Source organism: Perspicuibacillus lycopersici, assembly GCF_025660475.1.
GTDB classification, from domain to species: Bacteria; Bacillota; Bacilli; order Bacillales; family Caldibacillaceae; genus Perspicuibacillus; species Perspicuibacillus lycopersici.
This window is the reverse complement of the sequence record NZ_JAOUSF010000002.1, coordinates 164,585-184,442: the sequence shown is the minus strand read 5'-3', so window position 1 is coordinate 184,442 and position 19,858 is coordinate 164,585. Positions and strand designations below refer to the sequence as shown.

The 19,858-nt window shown below is 37.7% G+C and carries 18 protein-coding genes and 2 other annotated features; of the genes, 16 read left to right on the top strand and 2 right to left on the bottom strand.

The window, feature by feature from the left end:
* Window positions 1-188: 188 nt before the first annotated feature.
* The 11 genes from OEV98_RS05050 (at window position 189) to OEV98_RS05000 (ending at window position 12,541) form a co-directional block, all read left to right on the top strand.
* Window positions 189-1,211 carry a sugar-binding transcriptional regulator gene (locus tag OEV98_RS05050; protein WP_263072126.1) on the top strand — a complete coding sequence of 341 codons (1,023 nt, stop codon included), beginning with the start codon at window positions 189-191 and terminating at the stop codon, window positions 1,209-1,211.
* A 46-nt stretch (window positions 1,212-1,257) separates the two neighbouring features.
* Window positions 1,258-2,265, top strand: a complete 1,008-nt coding sequence (gap, locus tag OEV98_RS05045; RefSeq protein ID WP_263072125.1) for a type I glyceraldehyde-3-phosphate dehydrogenase — start codon at window positions 1,258-1,260, stop codon at window positions 2,263-2,265.
* A gap of 159 nt (window positions 2,266-2,424) precedes the next feature.
* Window positions 2,425-3,609: a phosphoglycerate kinase gene (locus OEV98_RS05040; RefSeq protein WP_263072124.1), complete on the top strand. Its 1,185-nt coding sequence runs from the start codon at window positions 2,425-2,427 to the stop codon at window positions 3,607-3,609.
* Between the two features lie 80 nt (window positions 3,610-3,689).
* Entirely contained in the window at window positions 3,690-4,445 is a 756-nt protein-coding gene (gene tpiA / locus OEV98_RS05035; protein WP_263072123.1) for a triose-phosphate isomerase, read from the top strand.
* Window positions 4,445-5,977, top strand: a complete 1,533-nt coding sequence (gene gpmI / locus OEV98_RS05030) for a 2,3-bisphosphoglycerate-independent phosphoglycerate mutase (protein WP_263072122.1) — start codon at window positions 4,445-4,447, stop codon at window positions 5,975-5,977. The genes tpiA and gpmI overlap by 1 nt, the downstream gene beginning before the upstream one ends.
* Before the next feature lie 50 nt (window positions 5,978-6,027).
* Window positions 6,028-7,320, top strand: a complete 1,293-nt coding sequence (gene eno / locus OEV98_RS05025; RefSeq protein WP_263072121.1) for a phosphopyruvate hydratase — start codon at window positions 6,028-6,030, stop codon at window positions 7,318-7,320.
* A gap of 248 nt (window positions 7,321-7,568) precedes the next feature.
* A complete protein-coding gene (locus tag OEV98_RS05020; RefSeq protein WP_263072120.1) occupies window positions 7,569-8,507 on the top strand; it encodes a metal ABC transporter solute-binding protein, Zn/Mn family in 939 nt (312 codons plus the stop codon).
* 1 nt (window position 8,508) lies between these two features.
* On the top strand, window positions 8,509-9,270 hold the full coding sequence (locus OEV98_RS05015; protein ID WP_263072119.1) for a metal ABC transporter ATP-binding protein: 762 nt from the start codon (window positions 8,509-8,511) through the stop codon (window positions 9,268-9,270).
* Window positions 9,248-10,171 carry a metal ABC transporter permease gene (locus OEV98_RS05010; protein WP_263072707.1) on the top strand — a complete coding sequence of 308 codons (924 nt, stop codon included), beginning with the start codon at window positions 9,248-9,250 and terminating at the stop codon, window positions 10,169-10,171. The genes OEV98_RS05015 and OEV98_RS05010 overlap by 23 nt, the downstream gene beginning before the upstream one ends.
* 1 nt (window position 10,172) lies before the next feature.
* On the top strand, window positions 10,173-11,054 hold the full coding sequence (locus OEV98_RS05005; protein WP_263072118.1) for a metal ABC transporter permease: 882 nt from the start codon (window positions 10,173-10,175) through the stop codon (window positions 11,052-11,054).
* Window positions 11,055-11,527: 473 nt separating this feature from the next.
* Window positions 11,528-12,541 (top strand): S66 family peptidase, encoded by a 1,014-nt coding sequence (locus tag OEV98_RS05000; RefSeq protein ID WP_263072117.1) that lies wholly within the window; start codon window positions 11,528-11,530, stop codon window positions 12,539-12,541.
* A 160-nt stretch (window positions 12,542-12,701) separates the two neighbouring features.
* Here OEV98_RS05000 and thrS read toward each other — a convergent pair whose 3' ends face one another.
* A complete protein-coding gene (gene thrS / locus OEV98_RS04995; RefSeq protein ID WP_263072116.1) occupies window positions 12,702-13,913 on the bottom strand; it encodes a threonine--tRNA ligase in 1,212 nt (403 codons plus the stop codon).
* Between the two features lie 50 nt (window positions 13,914-13,963).
* Window positions 13,964-14,195: a binding site (T-box leader), on the bottom strand.
* Window positions 14,196-14,234: 39 nt separating this feature from the next.
* Window positions 14,235-14,466, bottom strand: a binding site (T-box leader).
* A gap of 168 nt (window positions 14,467-14,634) precedes the next feature.
* Here thrS and OEV98_RS04990 point away from each other — a divergent pair.
* Window positions 14,635-15,123: an NUDIX hydrolase gene (locus OEV98_RS04990; RefSeq protein ID WP_263072115.1), complete on the top strand. Its 489-nt coding sequence runs from the start codon at window positions 14,635-14,637 to the stop codon at window positions 15,121-15,123.
* A 38-nt stretch (window positions 15,124-15,161) separates the two neighbouring features.
* Here the strand turns inward: OEV98_RS04990 and OEV98_RS04985 are convergent, their stop codons facing one another.
* Entirely contained in the window at window positions 15,162-15,761 is a 600-nt protein-coding gene (locus OEV98_RS04985) for a TetR/AcrR family transcriptional regulator (protein ID WP_263072114.1), read from the bottom strand.
* Between the two features lie 168 nt (window positions 15,762-15,929).
* Here OEV98_RS04985 and OEV98_RS04980 point away from each other — a divergent pair, with 168 nt between their 5' ends.
* From OEV98_RS04980 to OEV98_RS04965, 4 genes are all read left to right on the top strand, one after another.
* Window positions 15,930-16,838 (top strand): ABC transporter ATP-binding protein, encoded by a 909-nt coding sequence (locus tag OEV98_RS04980; protein ID WP_263072113.1) that lies wholly within the window; start codon window positions 15,930-15,932, stop codon window positions 16,836-16,838.
* The gene (locus tag OEV98_RS04975; protein WP_263072112.1) at window positions 16,831-18,435 is read left to right on the top strand and encodes an ABC transporter permease; all 1,605 of its coding nucleotides are present in this window, start codon (window positions 16,831-16,833) and stop codon (window positions 18,433-18,435) included. Before OEV98_RS04980 ends, OEV98_RS04975 begins: the two co-directional genes overlap by 8 nt.
* Before the next feature lie 111 nt (window positions 18,436-18,546).
* Window positions 18,547-18,780, top strand: a complete 234-nt coding sequence (secG, locus tag OEV98_RS04970; protein WP_263072111.1) for a preprotein translocase subunit SecG — start codon at window positions 18,547-18,549, stop codon at window positions 18,778-18,780.
* Window positions 18,781-19,078: 298 nt separating this feature from the next.
* Window positions 19,079-19,828, top strand: coding sequence for an alpha/beta hydrolase (locus OEV98_RS04965; RefSeq protein ID WP_263072110.1), 750 nt, complete (start codon window positions 19,079-19,081; stop codon window positions 19,826-19,828).
* Window positions 19,829-19,858: the final 30 nt, after the last annotated feature.

The window sequence follows — 19,858 nt, the reverse complement described above, 5'->3', positions numbered from 1 at the left end:
GTTACACTTAATTTGTAACGAAGTTGTATGATTTAGCGGGACACAAAATGACTACACGGGTCAATTTTCGACCAACGAGATCACTACATAAACAAATTTATTGTTTATTTTTTTGGTGATGGTGGGACATATTAAGTACAACGTGGACTCAAAATGACCAGCCGTTATCATGAAGGAGCACCTAAAAGATGAATTCGATAATTGATGTTCAAAAAAGATTATTGCCTGATCTCATAAAAATCATGCAAAAGAGATATCAAATTCTTCGTTACATTCAGTTAATGCAACCAGTTGGTAGGAGAAGCTTATCGCAAAGCTTGAATATCACTGAACGAGTTTTACGTGGTGAAATTCAATTTCTAAAGGAACAAAATCTTCTTTCTGTGGCAAACTCTGGAATGAGTTTGACAGAAGAGGGAAAAATAATTTTAGGGAAACTTGAACATATTATGAGAGATATTTCGGGTTTACCGGAATTAGAAGATGCTTTAGAAAGCTTGCTAGACGTGTCTCAATGTATTGTTGTTTCTGGAGACAGTGAAGAATCAGCATGGGTTAAATCCGAATTAGGAAGAGCATGCCTCAATAGTATTAAAAGTCATTTAAAGGACGAGAATATTATTGCTGTCACTGGTGGAACAACGATGGCTGCAGTCGCTGATGCACTAACACCAGATTTTGGTGGGAAAAATCTTCTATTTGTACCTGCAAGAGGCGGAATTGGAACAGATATAAAAAATCAAGCAAATACGATATGTGAAAAAATGGCGGAAAAGAGCCAAGCAGATCATATGGTGCTATATGTTCCAGACCAAGTGAGTGAGGAAGTATATAATTCCTTCATTCAAGAACCTTCCATCCGGAAAGTTCTCGGAAAAATTAAATCCGCAAATATCCTAATTCATGGAATTGGCGATGCGTTAACAATGGCTAAAAGAAGAAATACTTCCGAAGAGGATTTACAAAAAATCATTCAGGAAAAAGCTGTTGCAGAGGCATTTGGTTATTATTTCAATGAAAATGGCGATATTGTTCATAGTGTACAGACGGTTGGATTACAGCTAGAGGATTTAGAAAAGATTTCCCACATTTACGCTGTAGCAGGCGGAGCAACAAAAGTGAAAGCAATTAAAGCTTATATGAAGTTTGCTCCAAAGCATACTGTGCTAGTTACCGATGAGGTAGTTACTAAATCAATATTAAAGGGTTAATCCCTTTTATATATATTTATTAAATGTTCTAAAGGAGGAAATAAACATGGCAGTTAAAGTTGGTATAAATGGATTTGGACGTATCGGACGTAACGTATTCCGCGCAGCGTTAAAACATTCTGATTTTGAAATCGTAGCAATTAACGATTTAACAGATGCAAAAATGCTTGCACACTTACTTAAATATGATTCCGTACACGGTACATTAGATCAAGATGTTACTGTTGACGGTGAATACCTTGTAGTAGCAGGTCAAAAAGTGAAAGTTGTTGCTGAACGTGATCCAGCTCAACTTCCTTGGGCAGAATTAGGTGTTGAAGTTGTTATTGAATCTACTGGTCGTTTCACAGACCGTGACAGTGCAGCAAAACACTTAGAAGCAGGAGCTAAAAAAGTTGTTATCTCTGCACCAGCAAGTAACGAAGATATTACAATCGTTATGGGTGTTAACGAAGATAAATATGATGCAGCTAGCCATCATGTAATTTCTAACGCTTCTTGTACTACAAATTGCTTAGCACCATTTGCTAAAGTATTAAATGAAAAATTCGGTATCAAACGTGGTATGATGACTACTATTCACTCATACACAAATGACCAACAAATCTTAGATTTACCACATAAAGATTACCGTCGTGCTCGTGCAGCTGCACAAAACATGATCCCAACTACAACTGGTGCGGCTAAAGCTGTTGCATTAGTATTACCTGAATTAAAAGGTAAATTAAACGGTATGGCAGTACGTGTTCCAACTCCAAACGTTTCTGTAGTTGACTTAGTTGCAGAACTAGACAAAGAAGTAACTGTAGAAGAAGTAAATGCAGCACTTAAAGAAGCAGCTGAAGGTGAATTAAAAGGTATTTTAGCTTACACTGAACTTCCATTAGTATCTAGCGACTTCAACGGTACTACTGTTTCTTCAACTGTAGATGCTTTATCTACTATGGTTATGGAAGGAAACATGGTAAAAGTTCTTTCTTGGTACGATAATGAATTTGGTTATTCTAACCGTGTAGTAGATCTTGTAAACTACATTGCAAAACAAGGTCTATAAGAAATAAACGATTTTACCATTTTGTTTGGAAGAAAATCCATAAATAAAATAGTAATTCAGTATGCCTATAAAAAGGGGAGCGGGGATTCACTTCCCAGCCCCTTTTTTACATATTAAAGAATTCTCCAATGAATAGTTAGATACCAAGGAGGCGTGAAAATGAATAAAAAAACAGTTAAAGATGTGGATGTAAAAGGTAAACGCGTATTTGTCCGCGTAGATTTCAATGTGCCAATGAAGGATGGTAAAGTAACGGATGATACTAGAATTCGTGCTGCATTACCAACTATTCAGTATTTAATCGACCAAGGGGCGAAAGTTATTTTAGCAAGTCATTTAGGTCGTCCAAATGGTCAAGTAGTAGAAGAACTACGTTTGACAGCTGCAGGTGAACGACTAGCTGAATTGCTTGGAAAAAATGTTCGCAAAGCGCAAGAAGCATACGGCGAAACAGTGAAAGCAGAAATCGCAACGATGGAAGATGGAGATGTTCTATTATTAGAAAATGTTCGTTTCTATCCGGGCGAAACAAAAAATGATCCAGAACTAGCAAAAGCATTTGCTGAGCTTGCAGATATTTACGTGAACGATGCGTTTGGTGCCGCACATAGAGCACACGCTTCCACAGAAGGTATCGCAAACTATTTACCTGCTGTTTCAGGATTCTTAATGGAAAAAGAATTGGCTGCACTTGGTGGCGCATTAACTAATCCAGAACGTCCATTCACTGCAATTATCGGTGGAGCTAAAGTTAAAGATAAAATTGGTGTAATCGAAAATCTATTAGATAAAGTAGATAACCTTATTATCGGTGGCGGACTTGCGTATACTTTCGTAAAAGCATTAGGCCATGAAATCGGTAAATCATTGCTTGAAGAAGATAAAATGGATTTAGCATTACAATTTATTCAAAAAGCAAAAGATAAAGGTGTTAATTTCTACATGCCAGTAGATGTAATCGTAGCAGATGACTTCTCTGAAACAGCTAATACAAAAGTTGTTTCTATCGAAGAAATACCTGCTGATTGGGAAGCACTTGATATTGGACCAAAAACTCGTGAAATTTATAAAGATGTAGTAAATAATTCGAAACTAGTTATTTGGAATGGACCAATGGGAGTATTCGAATTAGATACATTTGCACAAGGAACAAAAGCAGTAGCTGAAGCACTTGCTAATGCAAAAGATACATTCTCCATTATTGGTGGAGGCGATTCTGCTGCAGCTGCAGAGAAATTCCATTTAGCAGATAAAATGAGCCATGTTTCAACAGGTGGTGGTGCTTCCTTAGAATTTATGGAAGGTAAAGTATTACCAGGTGTTGCAGCATTAAACGATAAATAAGCGTAACGCTCATGTAAAAAATAGAAAATGGCATATTGCCATTTTCACATTTAAATAAAACAGAAGTTGGGATGGTGTCAATGCGTAAACCAATTATCGCTGGGAATTGGAAAATGAACAAAACGCTACAAGAAGCAGTTAGCTTTGTAGAGGAAGTGAAAAGCCAAATCCCTTCAAATAATGAAGTAGAATCAGTTGTTTGTTCTCCTGCTTTGTTCTTAGATCGACTAGTACAACAAGTGAAGGGAACAGAGCTAGGTGTTGGTGCCCAAACAATGCATTTTGAAGAATCCGGTGCATTTACAGGTGAAATCAGTCCAAAGGCATTAGCGGATCTTGGGGTACAATATGTAATTATTGGCCACTCTGAAAGACGTGAAATGTTCAATGAAACAGATGAAACAGTAAATAAAAAAGTTCATGCTGCATTTGCACACGCACTAACTCCAATTGTATGTGTTGGAGAAACACTAGCACAAAGAGAAGCAAACGAAACGAAACAAGTAGTGGAAACACAAGTGAAAAAAGGACTTGAAGGTTTAACAGAAGCACAAGCTGCAAAAGTAGTTATTGCTTATGAACCAATTTGGGCAATTGGTACAGGAAAATCTTCCAGTGCTGCAGATGCAAATGAAGTTTGTGGATATATCCGTGAAGTTGTTGCTGGTATGTTCTCAAATGAAACTGCTGAACAAGTGAGAATTCAATACGGTGGTAGTGTGAAACCAAGTAATATTAAAGAATATATGGGTCAAACCCACATTGATGGAGCATTAGTTGGTGGAGCAAGCTTAGAACCACAATCATTTGTTCAACTATTGGAGGAAGGTAAATAATGGCAAAATCTCCAAAGGCGTTAATCATTCTTGATGGATTTGGATTACGCGACGAAACAAAAGGAAATGCTGTTGCCCAAGCAAAAAAACCTAATTTTGATCGATTCTGGAATGAATTTCCCCATGCTACTTTACGTGCAGATGGGGAATTTGTAGGATTACCAGATGGTCAAATGGGTAACTCCGAGGTTGGTCATTTAAATATTGGTGCAGGAAGAGTTGTGTACCAAAGCTTAACAAGAGTGAATCTTTCAATTCGTGAAGGCGAATTTGCGAAGAATGAAACATTCCTTAACGCAATGAACCATGTAAAACAAAATGGAACGAATTTGCATATCATGGGGTTATTGTCTGATGGTGGTGTTCACTCCCATATTCAACATTTATATGCACTTCTTCGTCTTGCAAAAGAGCAAGGAGTCGAAAATGTTTATGTACATGGATTTTTAGACGGAAGAGATGTAGGTCCACAAACGGCTAAAGCCTATATTTCCGAAACATTAGAAAAAATGAACGAATATGGTGTCGGTAAATTTGCAACGATTTCTGGTAGATACTATTCTATGGACCGTGATAAACGTTGGGATCGTGTAGAAAAATCTTATCGTTCCATGGTTTATGGTGAAGGTCCTACTTATAAAGATCCGATCGAATTAGTAGAAGATAGCTATCAAAATGGAATCTACGATGAATTCGTACTTCCTTCCGTAATCGTTCAAGAAAACGGAGAACCGGTAGCAACTGTTCAAGATAATGATGCGGTTATTTTCTATAACTTTAGACCAGACCGTGCAATTCAAATTTCCAATACCTTTACAAATGAAGATTTTCGTTCATTCGATCGTGGTCCAAAACATCCGAAACATTTATACTTCGTATGCTTAACCCATTTCAGTGAAAGTGTTAATGGATATGTGGCATTCCTACCAACAAATCTAGATAATACACTTGGTGAAGTATTATCACAAAATGGTTTAAAACAGTTGCGAATTGCTGAAACGGAAAAATATCCACATGTAACATTTTTCTTTAATGGTGGGAAAGAGGATCCATTCCCTGGAGAGGAACGGATATTAATTAACTCTCCAAAAGTGGCAACCTATGATCTTAAACCAGAAATGAGTGCTTATGAAGTAACGGATGCACTATTAAATGCGATTAACGAAGATAAGTTTGATGCGATTATCTTAAACTTTGCAAATCCAGATATGGTTGGGCACTCCGGTAAATTAGAGCCAACAATTAAAGCGATTGAAACAGTAGATGAATGCTTAGGTAAAATTGTTGACCTTATTTTAGAAAAAGGTGGAAATGCAATAATTACTGCTGACCACGGAAATTCTGATGAAGTAGTAACATTAGAGGGTCAACCAATGACTGCACATACCACCAATCCTGTCCCTGTCATTGTAACGAAAAAAGATGTTGAATTAAGAACAGATGGTATTTTAGGCGATTTAGCACCAACAATGCTAGATTTACTAAATGTTGAACAACCAAAAGAAATGACTGGAAAAACGCTAATAAAATAACAAACGAAAACACATATTAAATGATGAAAATTAAAAGGAGAGAAAAACATATGCCATTAATTACAGAAGTATATGCTCGTGAAGTATTAGATTCCCGTGGGAACCCAACAGTAGAAGTAGAAGTTTACACTGAATCAGGTGCATTTGGTCGTGCACTAGTTCCAAGTGGTGCTTCAACAGGTGAATATGAAGCAGTGGAACTTCGTGACGGAGACAAAAACCGTTACATGGGTAAAGGTGTTTTAAAAGCAGTTGAAAATGTTAATGATATTATCGCTCCAGAAATCATTGGTTTCAATGTAATGGATCAAGTAGCAATTGACCGTGCAATGATCGAATTAGACGGTACAGAAAACAAAGGTAAACTAGGTGCAAATGCTATCCTAGGTGTATCTATGGCTGTTGCTCGCGCAGCTGCTGATTTACTAGGTGTTGAACTATACCAATACCTTGGTGGATTCAATACAAAACAATTACCAGTACCAATGATGAACATCTTAAACGGTGGTGCACATGCAGATAGTACAGTAGATATTCAAGAATTCATGGTTATGCCAGTAGGTGCTCCAAACTTCCGTGAAGCATTACGTATGGGTGCTGAAATTTTCCATAACCTACGTTCCGTTCTTAAATCAAAAGGCTACAACACAGCTGTTGGTGATGAAGGTGGTTTCGCACCAAGCTTAAAATCTAATGAAGAAGCACTTGCTATCATTATCGAAGCAATTGAAAAAGCTGGTTACAAACCAGGTGAAGAAGTAATGCTTGCAATGGACGTAGCATCTTCTGAACTTTACAATAAAGAAGACGGTAAATACCATTTCCCTGGTGAAGGTGTTGTTCGTACTTCTGAAGAAATGGTTTCATTCTATGAAGATCTTTGCAGTAAATACCCAATCGTATCTATCGAAGATGGTTTAGATGAAAACGACTGGGAAGGTTTCAAATTATTAACAGACCGTCTTGGTAAAAAAGTACAATTAGTTGGTGACGATTTATTCGTTACAAACACTGAAAAATTAGCACGTGGTATCGAACAAGGTATCGGTAACTCTATCTTAATCAAAGTAAACCAAATCGGTACATTAACTGAAACATTTGATGCAATCGAAATGGCAAAACGCGCTGGTTATACAGCAGTCGTATCTCATCGTTCTGGTGAAACTGAAGATAGCACAATTGCAGATATTGCAGTTGCTACAAACGCTGGTCAAATCAAAACTGGTGCACCTTCTCGTACTGATCGTGTAGCGAAATATAACCAATTACTACGTATTGAAGATCAATTAGGTGAAACTGCTCAATACTTAGGTAAGAAAACTTTCTACAATCTTACTAAATAAGATTGATTGATGAAAAATCCCGAAGCTTATGCTTTGGGATTTTTTTTTATCCCGCCTTTCCCCATCCTTCCTTCGATTAAATTCCATACATATTTCCACAAACTACCTAACAAAAAAGATGACGAAAAAGTTTCCTTTGGTAAAAATATTAAACTTTAAGAAAAAGTTATTGACATTAGCAAGATTAAATATTAAGTTAAAATTATCAAAAAGTTTCCCAAAGGAAACAAATAGGGAGTGATGAAAAAATGAAGAGGTTGTTCAAAAGAATTTCTTTAATGCTGATTATGGCGGTTATTGTTTTTTTAGCGGCATGTAGTAGTCAAGAGGGAAATGGTGAAGCAGATGGGAAAATCCAAGTAGTTACAACGATTGCTCAAATCGGTGAGCCGATATCAATCATTGGTGGCGATAAAGTCGAAGTGAAAAGCTTAATGGGACCGTCCGTTGATCCACACTTATACAACGCCACACATGGTGATATTACAACAATGGATAATGCTGATATTGTTTTCTATAGTGGTCTCCATTTAGAAGCAAATATGGTTGAAATTTTTGAAGAGATCGGTAAGACAAAACCGGTAGCTGCGCTCGGAGAGGCAATTCCAAAGGAAGCTTTACTATATGATGAAACAGGTGCTGTAGACCCACATATTTGGTTTGATATCGATCTTTGGAAACAAGCGCTTCATGCAGCGGTAGAAGAGCTTAAAGCATTTTCCCCCGAGAATGCCGATTACTTTGAAGAAAATGAACAGAAATATTTTGCCGAACTGGATTCCTTAAAAGAAGAAGCAAAGAAATTAGCAGAAATTCCTGAAGAACAACGTGTGCTAGTAACAGCACATGATGCGTTTGGCTATTTTGGGAGAATGCATCAAATAAAAGTTGTAGGATTACAGGGGATAAGTACTGAAAGTGAAATCGGCGTATCGGATATTCAAGAAACAATTGAATTAATTAAACAATATAAGGTGCCGGCAGTGTTTATTGAAAGTAGCATAAACAAAGAAACAATCCAAGCAGTAATGGAAGGTGCAAAGAGCGAAGGGTTAAATATTGAGCTTGGCGGAGAATTATATTCAGATGCAATGGGTGAGGCAGGTACAGAGGTAGGTACTTATATTGGAATGTATCGCCATAATATAAACACTATTTATGAAGCATTACGAAAAGGAGTGGAATAAGATGTCTGATATTGTACTAAAGGTGGGAAATTTAGCTGCTGCATATCGGAAGAACACTGTTTTGGAAAACGTTAGCTTTGAAATTAATTCCGGATCATTAACAGGGATAGTTGGCCCAAATGGGGCAGGAAAATCTACGTTAATGAAAACAATGCTTAATCTCCATCCTTCCTTACAAGGAACTGTCAGCTTTTTTCATTCGAGCTTAGAAAAAATGAAAAAAAGAATTGGCTATGTACCACAAAGAGGTTCTGTTGATTGGGATTTCCCAACCGATGCATTGGATGTTGTAACAATGGGATTATATGGTCAAGTTGGCTGGTTTAAACGAGCATCCAGTGCACATAAAAGAAAAGCATATGAAGCATTAGAAAAAATGGGAATGGCAGATTATGCAAACCGCCAAATTAGTCAGCTATCTGGAGGACAGCAGCAACGCGTCTTTTTAGCGAGAGCATTAGTTCAAGAAGCCGATCTATATTTCATGGATGAGCCGTTAGCAGGTGTCGATGCCGCAACAGAACGAGCCATTATGAAGACGCTACAAGAATTAAAGTCTATAGGTAAAACCGTTCTAGTTGTCCATCATGACCTGCAAACGGTGACGGATTATTATGATCATGTATTATTTTTAAATCGTACAGTAATTGCCCATGGAAAAACAAAAGAAGTTTTTACAAGGAATAATATTGCGAAAACATATGGAGGAGACATTCGTTGGTTAGGAGAGGAGAATGGATATGGGCTCTATCCTGTTAAATAGCAGTCTTCAATGGGTGTTGTTCAGTACCACAATTTTAGGGATTGCCGCAGGAACGATTGGCTGTTTAGCGTATTGGAAAAAGCAGAGCTTACTAAGTGACTCATTAGCACATGCGGCATTACCTGGTGTGGTAATCGCTTATTTGATGCTTGGTGAAAAAAATTTAATCATTATGATAATCGGAGCTGGCATTAGTGCATTATTAGGTGCATATTTCATTCATTTCATTCAATCCTCTACTAGAATTAAAGAGGATACTGCGATGGGGATGATTTTATCGGTATTTTTTGGATTCGGCATTATGCTTTTAACCATTGTAAATCGAACCGCTGGTGGTAATCAAAGTGGCTTAGATAGCTTCATTTTTGGGCAGGCAGCAGCAATGGTGCAATCAGATGTTGTCACCATGTTTTGCTTGACTAGTGTCGTAATTTTAATTGTATTCATTGGATTTAAAGAATGGAAGCTATATTTGTTTGATCCAAACTTTGCAAAAGGGCTTGGCCTATCACTAAAATGGATGAACGGTATTTATATGACAATCTTTGTGACGACGATTGTCGTGGGCATTCAAGCGGTAGGAGTTATTTTAATTGCCGCTCTAATCATTATTCCTTCAGTAAGTGCTAGATATTGGACACATTCGTTTAAAACGATGATTCTCCTATCTGCCATAATGGGTGGAATTTCAGGTGCACTTGGAACCTTTATTAGTGCGCTCGGTAGTAGTTGGCCGACCGGACCGTTTATTGTGTTATTTGCTGCTGCACTATTTATCATTTCTCTCCTATTTGGAAAGGAACACGGACTACTTATACAGTATATTCAACGAAAAAGGCATAAAAGACTGGTTGGCTTTCATGCCAATAATATTCGCTTGAAAACAAAGGAGGTGGAGTAAAATGACATATACCGGCTGGATTATAATGACTGCATCACTTGTCGGCTTATCTTGCGGAATTATTGGCGTTTTTCTTATCCTCCGCAAAATGGCGATGATGGCAGATGCTATTAGTCATACTGTATTACTTGGCATTGTAACTGCCTATTTAGTGACAAAAGAATTAAGTGGGATTCATATGTTAGTCGGTGCAATTATCGCAGGATTGCTTACTGCCTTTATGGTACAGTGGCTGCATACATTAGGGGTCCAAGAACATGCATCATTAGGCATCGTATTTACTACGCTATTTGCAATTGGAGTTATCTTAATAGCTACATCTGTAGGAAATGCACATCTAGATGTAAAGCATGCATTAATGGGAGAAATAACATTTATTCCTTGGGAAAGAATGGCGTTACCAGTAATAGGTGAGGTTCCGAAAGCAACAGCATTATTAGCATTAATCGTAATGTTTGTCACTTTTTGTATTGTAGCATTTTACAAGGAATGGAAAATTACTACCTTTGATCCTGCACTTGCAGCTAGCTTAGGAATTCCTGTTGTGTTCATGCACTATTTGTTTATGTGTCTAGTATCTGTGACAACCGTTGCTTCCTTTGATGCGGTAGGTGCGATTATGGTGGTGGCGATGTTAATAACACCAGCAGCATCTGCCTATTTATGGACGGATCGATTATCCATTATGCTTCTACTTAGTGGTAGCTTTGGTGTAATTGCTGCTATTGCTGGTTATTATATTGCTGCATTTATGGATACATCGATATCTGGCTCGATGGCATTTGCCACGGGGTTAGTATTCCTGTTCAGCTTTTTGTTCTCACCGAAGCATGGGCTATTTGCGAGCAGGGGAAAATTGTTAAAAGGTAACTTAAAGTTCTAGACGTTTCATACATGTAAATGGTAATCTGCCTAGTTCTAATTTTATCGAAGGATGAGCAATCATACTTGTTTATTCAAATAAAATCTTTCGATAAAGTGGTGCTAGGCAGTTTTCGTTTCTTTTTTACAAAGTACTAACATAAAATATTGGGATAAATAAAGGAGGTTTGAGTTTTTTGTCGAATATAGTTAGGAAGAGGCTGGGACATAACAATTGATGTTTAAATGTAAGAGGAACAATAATTCGGACAGCGGAGGAAATATACGTAGACTCCTTCGGGAAAAGCATGAGCCGAAGACCCCGCACGAAGCGTAGCGGAGGAGGAGGCTAAGGCCATGCCCGCGGACAGCGAAGTATATTTCCGGAGCGAATTTACCTGCTTAACTTTGTTCGGATTCTCTTACATAAAAATAATTTTGTCCCAGCCTCCTATTTGAATTTACACGAGTCATAATCGAAATGGAGTGAATGAGATGATTATCTACCCTACCTTTAAGCAAGGTGATACGATTGGGGTGACAGCACCATCCTCTGGTGTAGAAGCAGAATTACATGAACTGGTGAAACAGGCGAGTGCTAGATTCATAGAAAAAGGGCATCCTGTTGTATATGGTGACACGGTGTGGACACAAAACAAAGCAAAATCGGCACCTGCAAAGGTACGTGCCAAAGAGTTCATGAACATGATGGCAGATGATCATATCGATATCATCATTCCTCCTTGGGGTGGCGAGCTGCTTGTGGAAATTCTAGAACATATAGATTTTTCAAAGCTACCTAGTAAATGGGTTCTTGGCTATTCAGACATTAGCCTACTCCTATTAGCAATTACAATCAATACAGGAATTGCTACTGCCCACGGTACAAACCTAGTAGATTTACGTGGTGAATATTCGGATGAAACTACTGCCAAGTGGCAAACAGTACTGTCGACGGAAGAAGGAAAGGAAAACATTCAATTTTCTTCAGAGAAGTTTCAAAAGGCATGGAATCATGAGCAACCGTCGCCATGTGTATTTCATTTAACAGAGCCAACGAATTGGAAAACGATAGCAGATGAAAACGTTACCATATCTGGCCGGCTACTCGGTGGCTGCTTGGATGTCATCCGCCATTTAATCGGTACACCGTATGGAGAAATAGAAAAGTTCCGCAATGAATGTATTCCTGGTGAGCAGGTTGTTTGGTATTTAGAAAACTGTGAAATGAATACAGCAGATTTGCGTCGTTCCTTAGTTCAAATGAAATATGCCGGCTGGTTTGATAACTGTGCGGGGATACTCTTCGGGCGCAGTAGTGCGAATATTCCTGTTGAGAATTATATAGCCAAGGATGTGTATCAGGATCTTTTCGATGAACTAAAAATTCCAATAGTATATGATATTGACTGTGGACATGTACCACCTCAAATCACGTTTATTAATGGTGCATTTGCAGAAATTGAAGTAGAAAATGGCAAAGGTACAGTCCGCCAATTTTTTATTTGATTTCGGTATCCATACAGTATATGGAAATCAAAATATTAGCTGGCAGACTGAATACATTCCGCTTTTCCTGCGGGCGAGCGGAAGTTTTACCTGTATTCCGTCTGCACAGCAATTCATATAATATTTTTTCTGAAATAGAACAATCCTTTAGAAAACAGCCTTATTTAAAAGGAAGTAGCTCGCCTTTCAGATTATCGACTATTTCTGCAACCTTCCATTCGTCCCTAGTTCCTTCTTTTCTTTTCCGAACGGCTAATGATTTGTTTGCCATTTCTTTATCACCGATAATCAACATGTACGGGATTTTTTGGAGTTCTGCCTCTCTTATTTTTAGTCCAATTTTTTCCGCACGGTCATCCACTTCTACCCGAATTCCAGCATCACTTAATTGTTGTTTTACTTCATTTGCATAAGCAACATGGGAGTCGGAAATCGGCATAACTTTTGCTTGAACTGGTGCTAACCAAAGTGGGAAGTCCCCAGCGAAATGTTCAAGTAAAATGGCCATAAATCTCTCGATGGAACCATAAATGGCACGATGAATGATAATGGGCGGATGGGGCTGATTGTCTTCCCCGATATATTGGCATTGGAATTTTTCCGGCATTTGGAAATCAAGTTGGATTGTTCCACACTGCCAGCTTCTGTCTAATGAATCAAGAATATGGAAATCAATTTTAGGTCCGTAAAATGCACCGTCGCCTTCGTTAACCTGGTATGCAAGTCCTTTATTTTTTAATACAGTCTCTAAAGAGGCCTCTGCTTTATCCCATACCTCGATAGCACCCATGAAATTTTCCGGACGAGTGGAAAGTTCAATTTTATAGGAAAAACCAAATGCAGAATAAATGTCGTGAAGTAAATCTAATACTTGATCGATTTCCGATTCGATTTGATCTTCACGGACAAATAGATGGGCATCGTCCTGAGTAAAGGCACGAACACGTAGTAGGCCATTGAGTGAACCAGATAGTTCGTGGCGATGAACTAATCCAAGTTCAGCATAGCGAATCGGTAGTTCCCGATAGCTTCTCCGTTTACTATTAAAAATTAACACAGCACCAGGGCAATTCATTGGTTTAATGGCATAGTTTTGTTCATCAACATTGGAAAAGTACATGTTTTCATGGTAATGATCCCAATGTCCTGATTGTTCCCAAAGTGCTTGCTTCATCATGATAGGTGTTTTAATTTCATGATAGCCTGATAATTGATGCTTCTTTCTCCAAAAGCTTTCCAATACATTACGTAGCTGCATTCCCTTTGGTAAGAAGAAAGGCATTCCTGGTGCTTCCTCCATAGATATAAATAATTCTAACTGCTCTCCTAATTTACGATGATTTCTTTTTTCTGCTTCGATATTCATAGCCATTTTTTTATCCTCCTAATAGTAAATAAACTAAAAAACCGCACTCATCCCAAAGCAGGGACGAGTGCGGTTCGTGGTTCCACCCTAATTCCGTAATGAATGGTGCATCCATTACGCTCAAGTAAGCTAACGGTTCTCCCGATTATGGATACTAAAGAAAGCCCTTTTCTCCATAATTGCTCCAAGGTGGTAAATCAGACAATTTCTTGTCGGGCTTTCAGCCGGTGACCCGATTCTCTGAAAAGAAAGTAATAATCTGACATATGTCCTTTTCATCGCATTTTCTATTATTTTTTTGTAAACAAAAAACCGCACTTATCCCAAAGCAGGGACGAGTGCGGTTCGTGGTTCCACCCTAATTCCGCAATGAATGGTGCATCCATTACGCTCAAGAAAGCTAACGGTTCTCCCGATTATGGATACTAAAGGAAACCTTTTTCCCCATAATAGCTCCAAGGTGGTAAATCATACGTTTCCTTACAGGGCTTTCAGCCGATGACCCTGTTCTCTAAAAAGGAAAGTATCGAATGATTCATATCCTTATCTTCGCTAATCAAATGATTTAAATGTTTTTATGAATTATATGTAAGAATATAAAAATTGTCAAGATTATTAGAAAATATTTTTTCTGTGAAATTATTTCAAAAGGGTTTTATATAAATTTGTCGAAAACAGATAGAGTGGGAAGAGATGCTTCGATTAAAAATGGGAGGGAGCATAAAATATGGAAATTTGGGATTTATATGATCAGGATCGCAACAAAATAGGAAAAACGCATGTCCGTGGTGTTCCAGTTCCAGAAGGATGCTATCATTTAGTCGTTCATGTATGGGTGCAGAATGATCGTGGAGAAATTCTTTTATCAAAACGCCATCCAAATAAACCTTATGGAAACCTTTGGGAATGTACTGGTGGATCGGTACTATCTGGGGAGACGAGCTTGGAAGGAGCATTAAGAGAAACGGAAGAGGAGCTCGGCCTCGTACTCCAACAAAAAAATGGCAAGATCTTACGAAGGGAACTAAGAGGGAACCACCATCTCGATGTATGGTATTTCCGTGCAAATGAATCTATTAAAAATCTTACACTGCAACCAGAAGAAGTAGTTGATGCGAAATGGGTAAACCGTGATACATATGAAGAAATGCTGGCAAATAATGAATTGGTGCCGAGTATTGACCGTTTTTTTGACCTTGTTTCATTAATAAAATAATCGATTACGTTTACTAGGAATAGGAAGAATGATAGGAATCATTCTTCTTGCTTCTTCGCTTGATTACCGACTATTCCATAGAAAAATATTTTAGTTAAATCCTCTGTTAACGATAAAAAATGTGGATCTACTTCATTCTTCTGAAAATACTCGGAAACCATCTGAATATAAAAGATTATTGCCTCATTCGATAAATTCGGATCAATATACCCTTGTTTTTTTCCCTCATCAAATAATTCGATAAACCGTCCGAGTGCCTTTTCTCTGTAAAACTTCTCTACATAGCTTTCCTCATCCGCATACTCTTTTATAAAATAATGGAAAAAATCTTCATGAATATTGGAGGCTGTTTCCTTTTTTTCAAAAATAATTTGTTTAATTTTATCCGGAAATGGTAAATCACTACCAAATAATTGCTCATAATCAACCCAGATTTGATTGACATAGTAAATAATCACTTCATGCACTAAATGATCCTTACTACCAAAATAGTTATAGATAGTTACTTGGGAAACTTCCGCCTGTTTCGCAATCTCTGGGATCGTTACTTTAGCTACCCCAAAGGTTTTAAACAGTTGTAGCGATGCTTCTAATATATTTTTTTTCTTTTGTTCCCGCCGTCTTTCAAATCCGTCCATTATTTCCACCTCCACTTCATTTTATCGAAAGTTTTGTAATAAAACAAATAAAACATTTCAAAACTATGTTGTAATACCTATTCTACAAGTATATTATGAAATATATAGTTAAAAATATTTCAAAACTATATACAAACTTTGCTTTGTTCTCGAAAAGGAGAGGATCATATGGCGGTAGTTCAAACAAAAAATATTACGAAAAGGTTTGGTGCATTTACTGCTTTAGATGGAGTAAATATGGAGTTAAATGAAGGAGAAATTTATGGGTTTATTGGACCAAATGGTGCTGGTAAATCTACAACCATTCGTATATTGCTAGGAATGTTAAAGGCTAGTGCTGGGGAAGCACAAATTTTCGGGAAAGACGTCTGGAAGGATGCAGTTGAAATTCATAAGCGTTTAGCATATGTACCAGGGGATGTTAATTTATGGCCAAATTTAACTGGTGGCGAAGTCATTGATTTGTTTGTCAAGTTGCAGGGGGGAACGAAAAACTCGAGAAGAGAGGAATTGATTGAACGATTCGACTTAGATCCTTCAAAAAAATGTCGAACTTATTCAAAAGGAAATCGTCAAAAGGTTGCATTGATTGCAGCTTTTGCTTCGGAAGCAGATTTATATATTTTGGATGAACCAACTTCAGGGCTGGATCCATTAATGGAGAATGTTTTTCAACAATGCGTAAATGAAGTGAAAGCGGAAGGAAAGACGGTATTACTATCGAGTCATATTTTATCCGAAGTGGAAAAGCTTTGTGACCGAGTCGGAATTATTCGCCAAGGTAGAATCATTGAAACGGGAACATTAGATGAGCTTAGACATTTAACGAGAACTAAGTTAGTGATTGAGACGAAACAACCGGTGCCAAATATTCATGAGTTTGCTGGAATTCATGGAATTAGTGGGGAGAATCGTCGGTGGTCGTTCCAGGTCGATACAGAAAAACTAGATGATGTGATGAAATATATTAGTTCGTATGGTATTACGAAATTAGAAAGTGCACCGCCAACATTGGAAGATTTATTTATGCGTCATTATGAAGGAAACGATCCATCGGGAGGTCGTCGTAATGGGTAACCATCTGTTCCATAATATTGGAAAGCTTTCCTTATTCATTTTGAAAAGAGATCGTATTCGAATTTTGATTTGGATTATTGGTATCGTATTTTTTACATTAATCGTACCACCTGCCTTAGCAGAATTATATCCTACCCAACAAGATCGTGATGCATTTGCTATCACAATGGAGAACCCTGCGATGGTGGCAATGGCGGGGCAAGCAGATACTTCTCATTATACGATTGGAGTAATGACAGCTCACGAAATGTTATTATTTACAGCATTAGTTGTTGGTTTAATGAGTATTTTATTAGTTAATCGTCATACTCGCTCGGACGAGGAAGATGGGCGTGTAGAAATGCTTCGCTCCTTACCTGTTGGGCGCCTATCCAATATGAATGCGTCATTACTTGTATTAACTATAACAAATATCGTTCTGGCATTTGTAACAGCGATTGGATTATTTGCATTAGGAATCGAAAGCATGGATTTGCAAGGATCGTTATTATATGGTGCACTATTAGGTGGAACCGGAATCTTTTTTGCTGCACTTACTGCAGTTTTTGCCCAAATCTCCGAGAATGCGCGCGGTACTTTTGGTTTTTCCATTGCATTTTTACTCCTTCTCTATTTGGTTCGGGCCATTGGCGATGTGAGTAATGAAGCACTTTCTTGGATTTCTCCGCTTGGCTGGGTAACTAAAGCACAAGTATATGGGGAAAATAATTGGTGGCTATTACTTCTATTGATCGTTGTATCCTTCATATTGATGGTTGTTGCAAATTATTTGTATGCAATTCGTGATTTAGGATCGGGCTTAATCCGTGCCAAATCAGGCAGAAAATATGCAAGCTGGTTTTTACAATCACCGGCAGGTTTAGCACTACGGCTAATGCGCAATGGGATTATTGGCTGGGCAATCGGGATGTTTGTTTTAGGGGCATCCTATGGATCAGTAATGGGAGATTTAGATAGCTTTTTTTCTGGAAGTGAAATGTTAAGTCAAATGGTTTTAGACGCAGAAGGTGAATTTTCAGTCATCGAGCAATTTATTCCAATGCTAATGGTCGTAATTGCAATTACTGCTACAATTTCTCCGGTTTTAAGTATGCTAAAGCTATACGGAGAGGAAAAGAAAAATCATATCGAGCATTTAATCGTACGGGCTGTTTCACGACCAAAATTAATGGTGACCTTCTTAATTATTTCATTCGTAAATGCATTTATTATGTTATCTTTAGCTGCCATAGGTTTTTGGTCCGCAGGTGCGGCTTCAGTAGAAGGTGGATTGGATTTTGGAATGATTTATACCGCAGCGATTGCCCATTTTCCAGCAATTGTCTGTATGATTAGCATTGCTGCACTTCTCGTTGGGTTTTTGCCAAGGTTTAGTAGTTTTGTGTGGTTATATGTATTTTATTCCTTTATTGTTCTTTATTTAGGTGGTTTATTTCATTTTCCCGATTGGGTAGGAAAGCTCTCACCGTTTGGCTATATTTCTCAGCTACCAATAGAGGATGTGAATATTGTTGCGGAAATCGTTTTGCTCGTGCTTTCTATTGCTATTATGATCATTGCGGTAGTTACGTATAATAAACGCGATATTCAAGGATAATGGACTAAAAATAACAAGAAAATTAAATCTACCAGTAAGACTGTTATTGTTTTCTTAATATTTTTATGATACATTATTAGTATTGTTACGACCGTATTAGGAGGTAGAACCATGCACGCATTTTTAGTAGTCTTATTGGTTATTGTAAGTATTGGCTTAATTGCTGTCGTGTTATTACAATCAGGTAAAAGCGCAGGCTTATCTGGTGCCATTTCAGGTGGTGCGGAGCAATTATTTGGTAAACAAAAAGCCAGAGGATTAGATTTAATCCTTCAACGTATTACGATCGTATTAGTAACGCTATTTTTCATTTTAACGATTCTTATTTCGTACTTTGGACTATAATTTTGGTGAAAAATCCTGGTCATAAAAGGCCAGGATTTTTTTGTTACCGGAAAACGCTTTTTGAATGCGGTGCGGATGGAACAGATGAAGACAACTCTTCCGTTTATAAGCGGAGCGTGCTCTGTCAGAGGAGATTAGTATAGTTACATACTTTACAAATAATATTATCGTTTCTACCTGCAATAAGTGTATGTATTTTACAATTTACTGCAGTTTTTGTACTCTGAAATAGGGTAATTTTTTTATTTTAGTTCAAACTATAACAAGATGTGCTTAATAGTAGAGAGGAAGATTGACAATGAAAGTTTCTGCACCTAAAGCCTTTACGTTTCATGGGGGAAAACGTGCAGTATTATTGTTGCACGGTTTTACGGGAAATAGTGCAGATGTACGAATGCTCGGACGTTTTCTAGAAAAAAATGGCTATACCTGTCATGCACCTATTTATCGAGGGCATGGCGTAGCACCAGAGGAGTTATTAAAGTACACTCCAGAGGACTGGTGGAAAGATGTTAATGATGCATATGAAGTTTTAAAAAATATGGGTCATGACGAAATTGCTGCTGTCGGCTTATCACTTGGTGGTGTTTTTTCCTTAAAATTAGGATATTCTGTTCCAGTAAAAGGAATTGTCCCAATGTGTGCACCAATGTACTTACGCAGTCAAGAAATTATGTATCAAGGATTATTGGAATACGCAAAAGGGTATAAAAAATTAGAAGGTAAAACGAAGGAACAAATCGACACAGAAATGACAGCCTTCGAAGCATCAAACCCGAAACACTTACTGCAACAAAACCAAAAATTAATTGATGAAGTAAGAAATAATATAGATATGATTTATGCACCTGTTTTTGTTGTCCAAGCGAGAAATGATGGGATGATTAATCCGGATAGTGCCAATATTATCTATAACGAAGTGGAATCCACTAACAAGTCGATAAAATGGTATGAACAATCAGGACATGTTATTACGATGGATAAAGAGAAAGAACAGCTGCACGATGATATTCTCCAGTTTTTAAATCAATTGGATTGGAAAGAATAGAACATAAAAGGAACGTTGGAAAGAATAGAA

What these genes read in the sequence shown, in the direction of transcription:
- OEV98_RS04965 (WP_263072110.1), top strand. Translation starts at nt 19,079, where the DNA reads ATGAAAGTTTCTGCACCTAAAGCCTTTACGTTTCATGGGGGAAAACGT.
- OEV98_RS04990 (WP_263072115.1), top strand. Translation starts at nt 14,635, where the DNA reads ATGGAAATTTGGGATTTATATGATCAGGATCGCAACAAAATAGGAAAA.
- OEV98_RS04975 (WP_263072112.1), top strand. Translation starts at nt 16,831, where the DNA reads ATGGGTAACCATCTGTTCCATAATATTGGAAAGCTTTCCTTATTCATT.
- tpiA (WP_263072123.1), top strand. Translation starts at nt 3,690, where the DNA reads ATGCGTAAACCAATTATCGCTGGGAATTGGAAAATGAACAAAACGCTA.
- OEV98_RS05005 (WP_263072118.1), top strand. Translation starts at nt 10,173, where the DNA reads ATGACATATACCGGCTGGATTATAATGACTGCATCACTTGTCGGCTTA.
- OEV98_RS05040 (WP_263072124.1), top strand. Translation starts at nt 2,425, where the DNA reads ATGAATAAAAAAACAGTTAAAGATGTGGATGTAAAAGGTAAACGCGTA.
- OEV98_RS05050 (WP_263072126.1), top strand. Translation starts at nt 189, where the DNA reads ATGAATTCGATAATTGATGTTCAAAAAAGATTATTGCCTGATCTCATA.
- secG (WP_263072111.1), top strand. Translation starts at nt 18,547, where the DNA reads ATGCACGCATTTTTAGTAGTCTTATTGGTTATTGTAAGTATTGGCTTA.
- OEV98_RS05000 (WP_263072117.1), top strand. Translation starts at nt 11,528, where the DNA reads ATGATTATCTACCCTACCTTTAAGCAAGGTGATACGATTGGGGTGACA.
- eno (WP_263072121.1), top strand. Translation starts at nt 6,028, where the DNA reads ATGCCATTAATTACAGAAGTATATGCTCGTGAAGTATTAGATTCCCGT.
- OEV98_RS04985 (WP_263072114.1), bottom strand. Translation starts at nt 15,761, where the DNA reads ATGGACGGATTTGAAAGACGGCGGGAACAAAAGAAAAAAAATATATTA.
- OEV98_RS05010 (WP_263072707.1), top strand. Translation starts at nt 9,248, where the DNA reads ATGGGCTCTATCCTGTTAAATAGCAGTCTTCAATGGGTGTTGTTCAGT.
- thrS (WP_263072116.1), bottom strand. Translation starts at nt 13,913, where the DNA reads ATGGCTATGAATATCGAAGCAGAAAAAAGAAATCATCGTAAATTAGGA.
- gap (WP_263072125.1), top strand. Translation starts at nt 1,258, where the DNA reads ATGGCAGTTAAAGTTGGTATAAATGGATTTGGACGTATCGGACGTAAC.
- OEV98_RS05020 (WP_263072120.1), top strand. Translation starts at nt 7,569, where the DNA reads ATGAAGAGGTTGTTCAAAAGAATTTCTTTAATGCTGATTATGGCGGTT.
- gpmI (WP_263072122.1), top strand. Translation starts at nt 4,445, where the DNA reads ATGGCAAAATCTCCAAAGGCGTTAATCATTCTTGATGGATTTGGATTA.
- OEV98_RS04980 (WP_263072113.1), top strand. Translation starts at nt 15,930, where the DNA reads ATGGCGGTAGTTCAAACAAAAAATATTACGAAAAGGTTTGGTGCATTT.
- OEV98_RS05015 (WP_263072119.1), top strand. Translation starts at nt 8,509, where the DNA reads ATGTCTGATATTGTACTAAAGGTGGGAAATTTAGCTGCTGCATATCGG.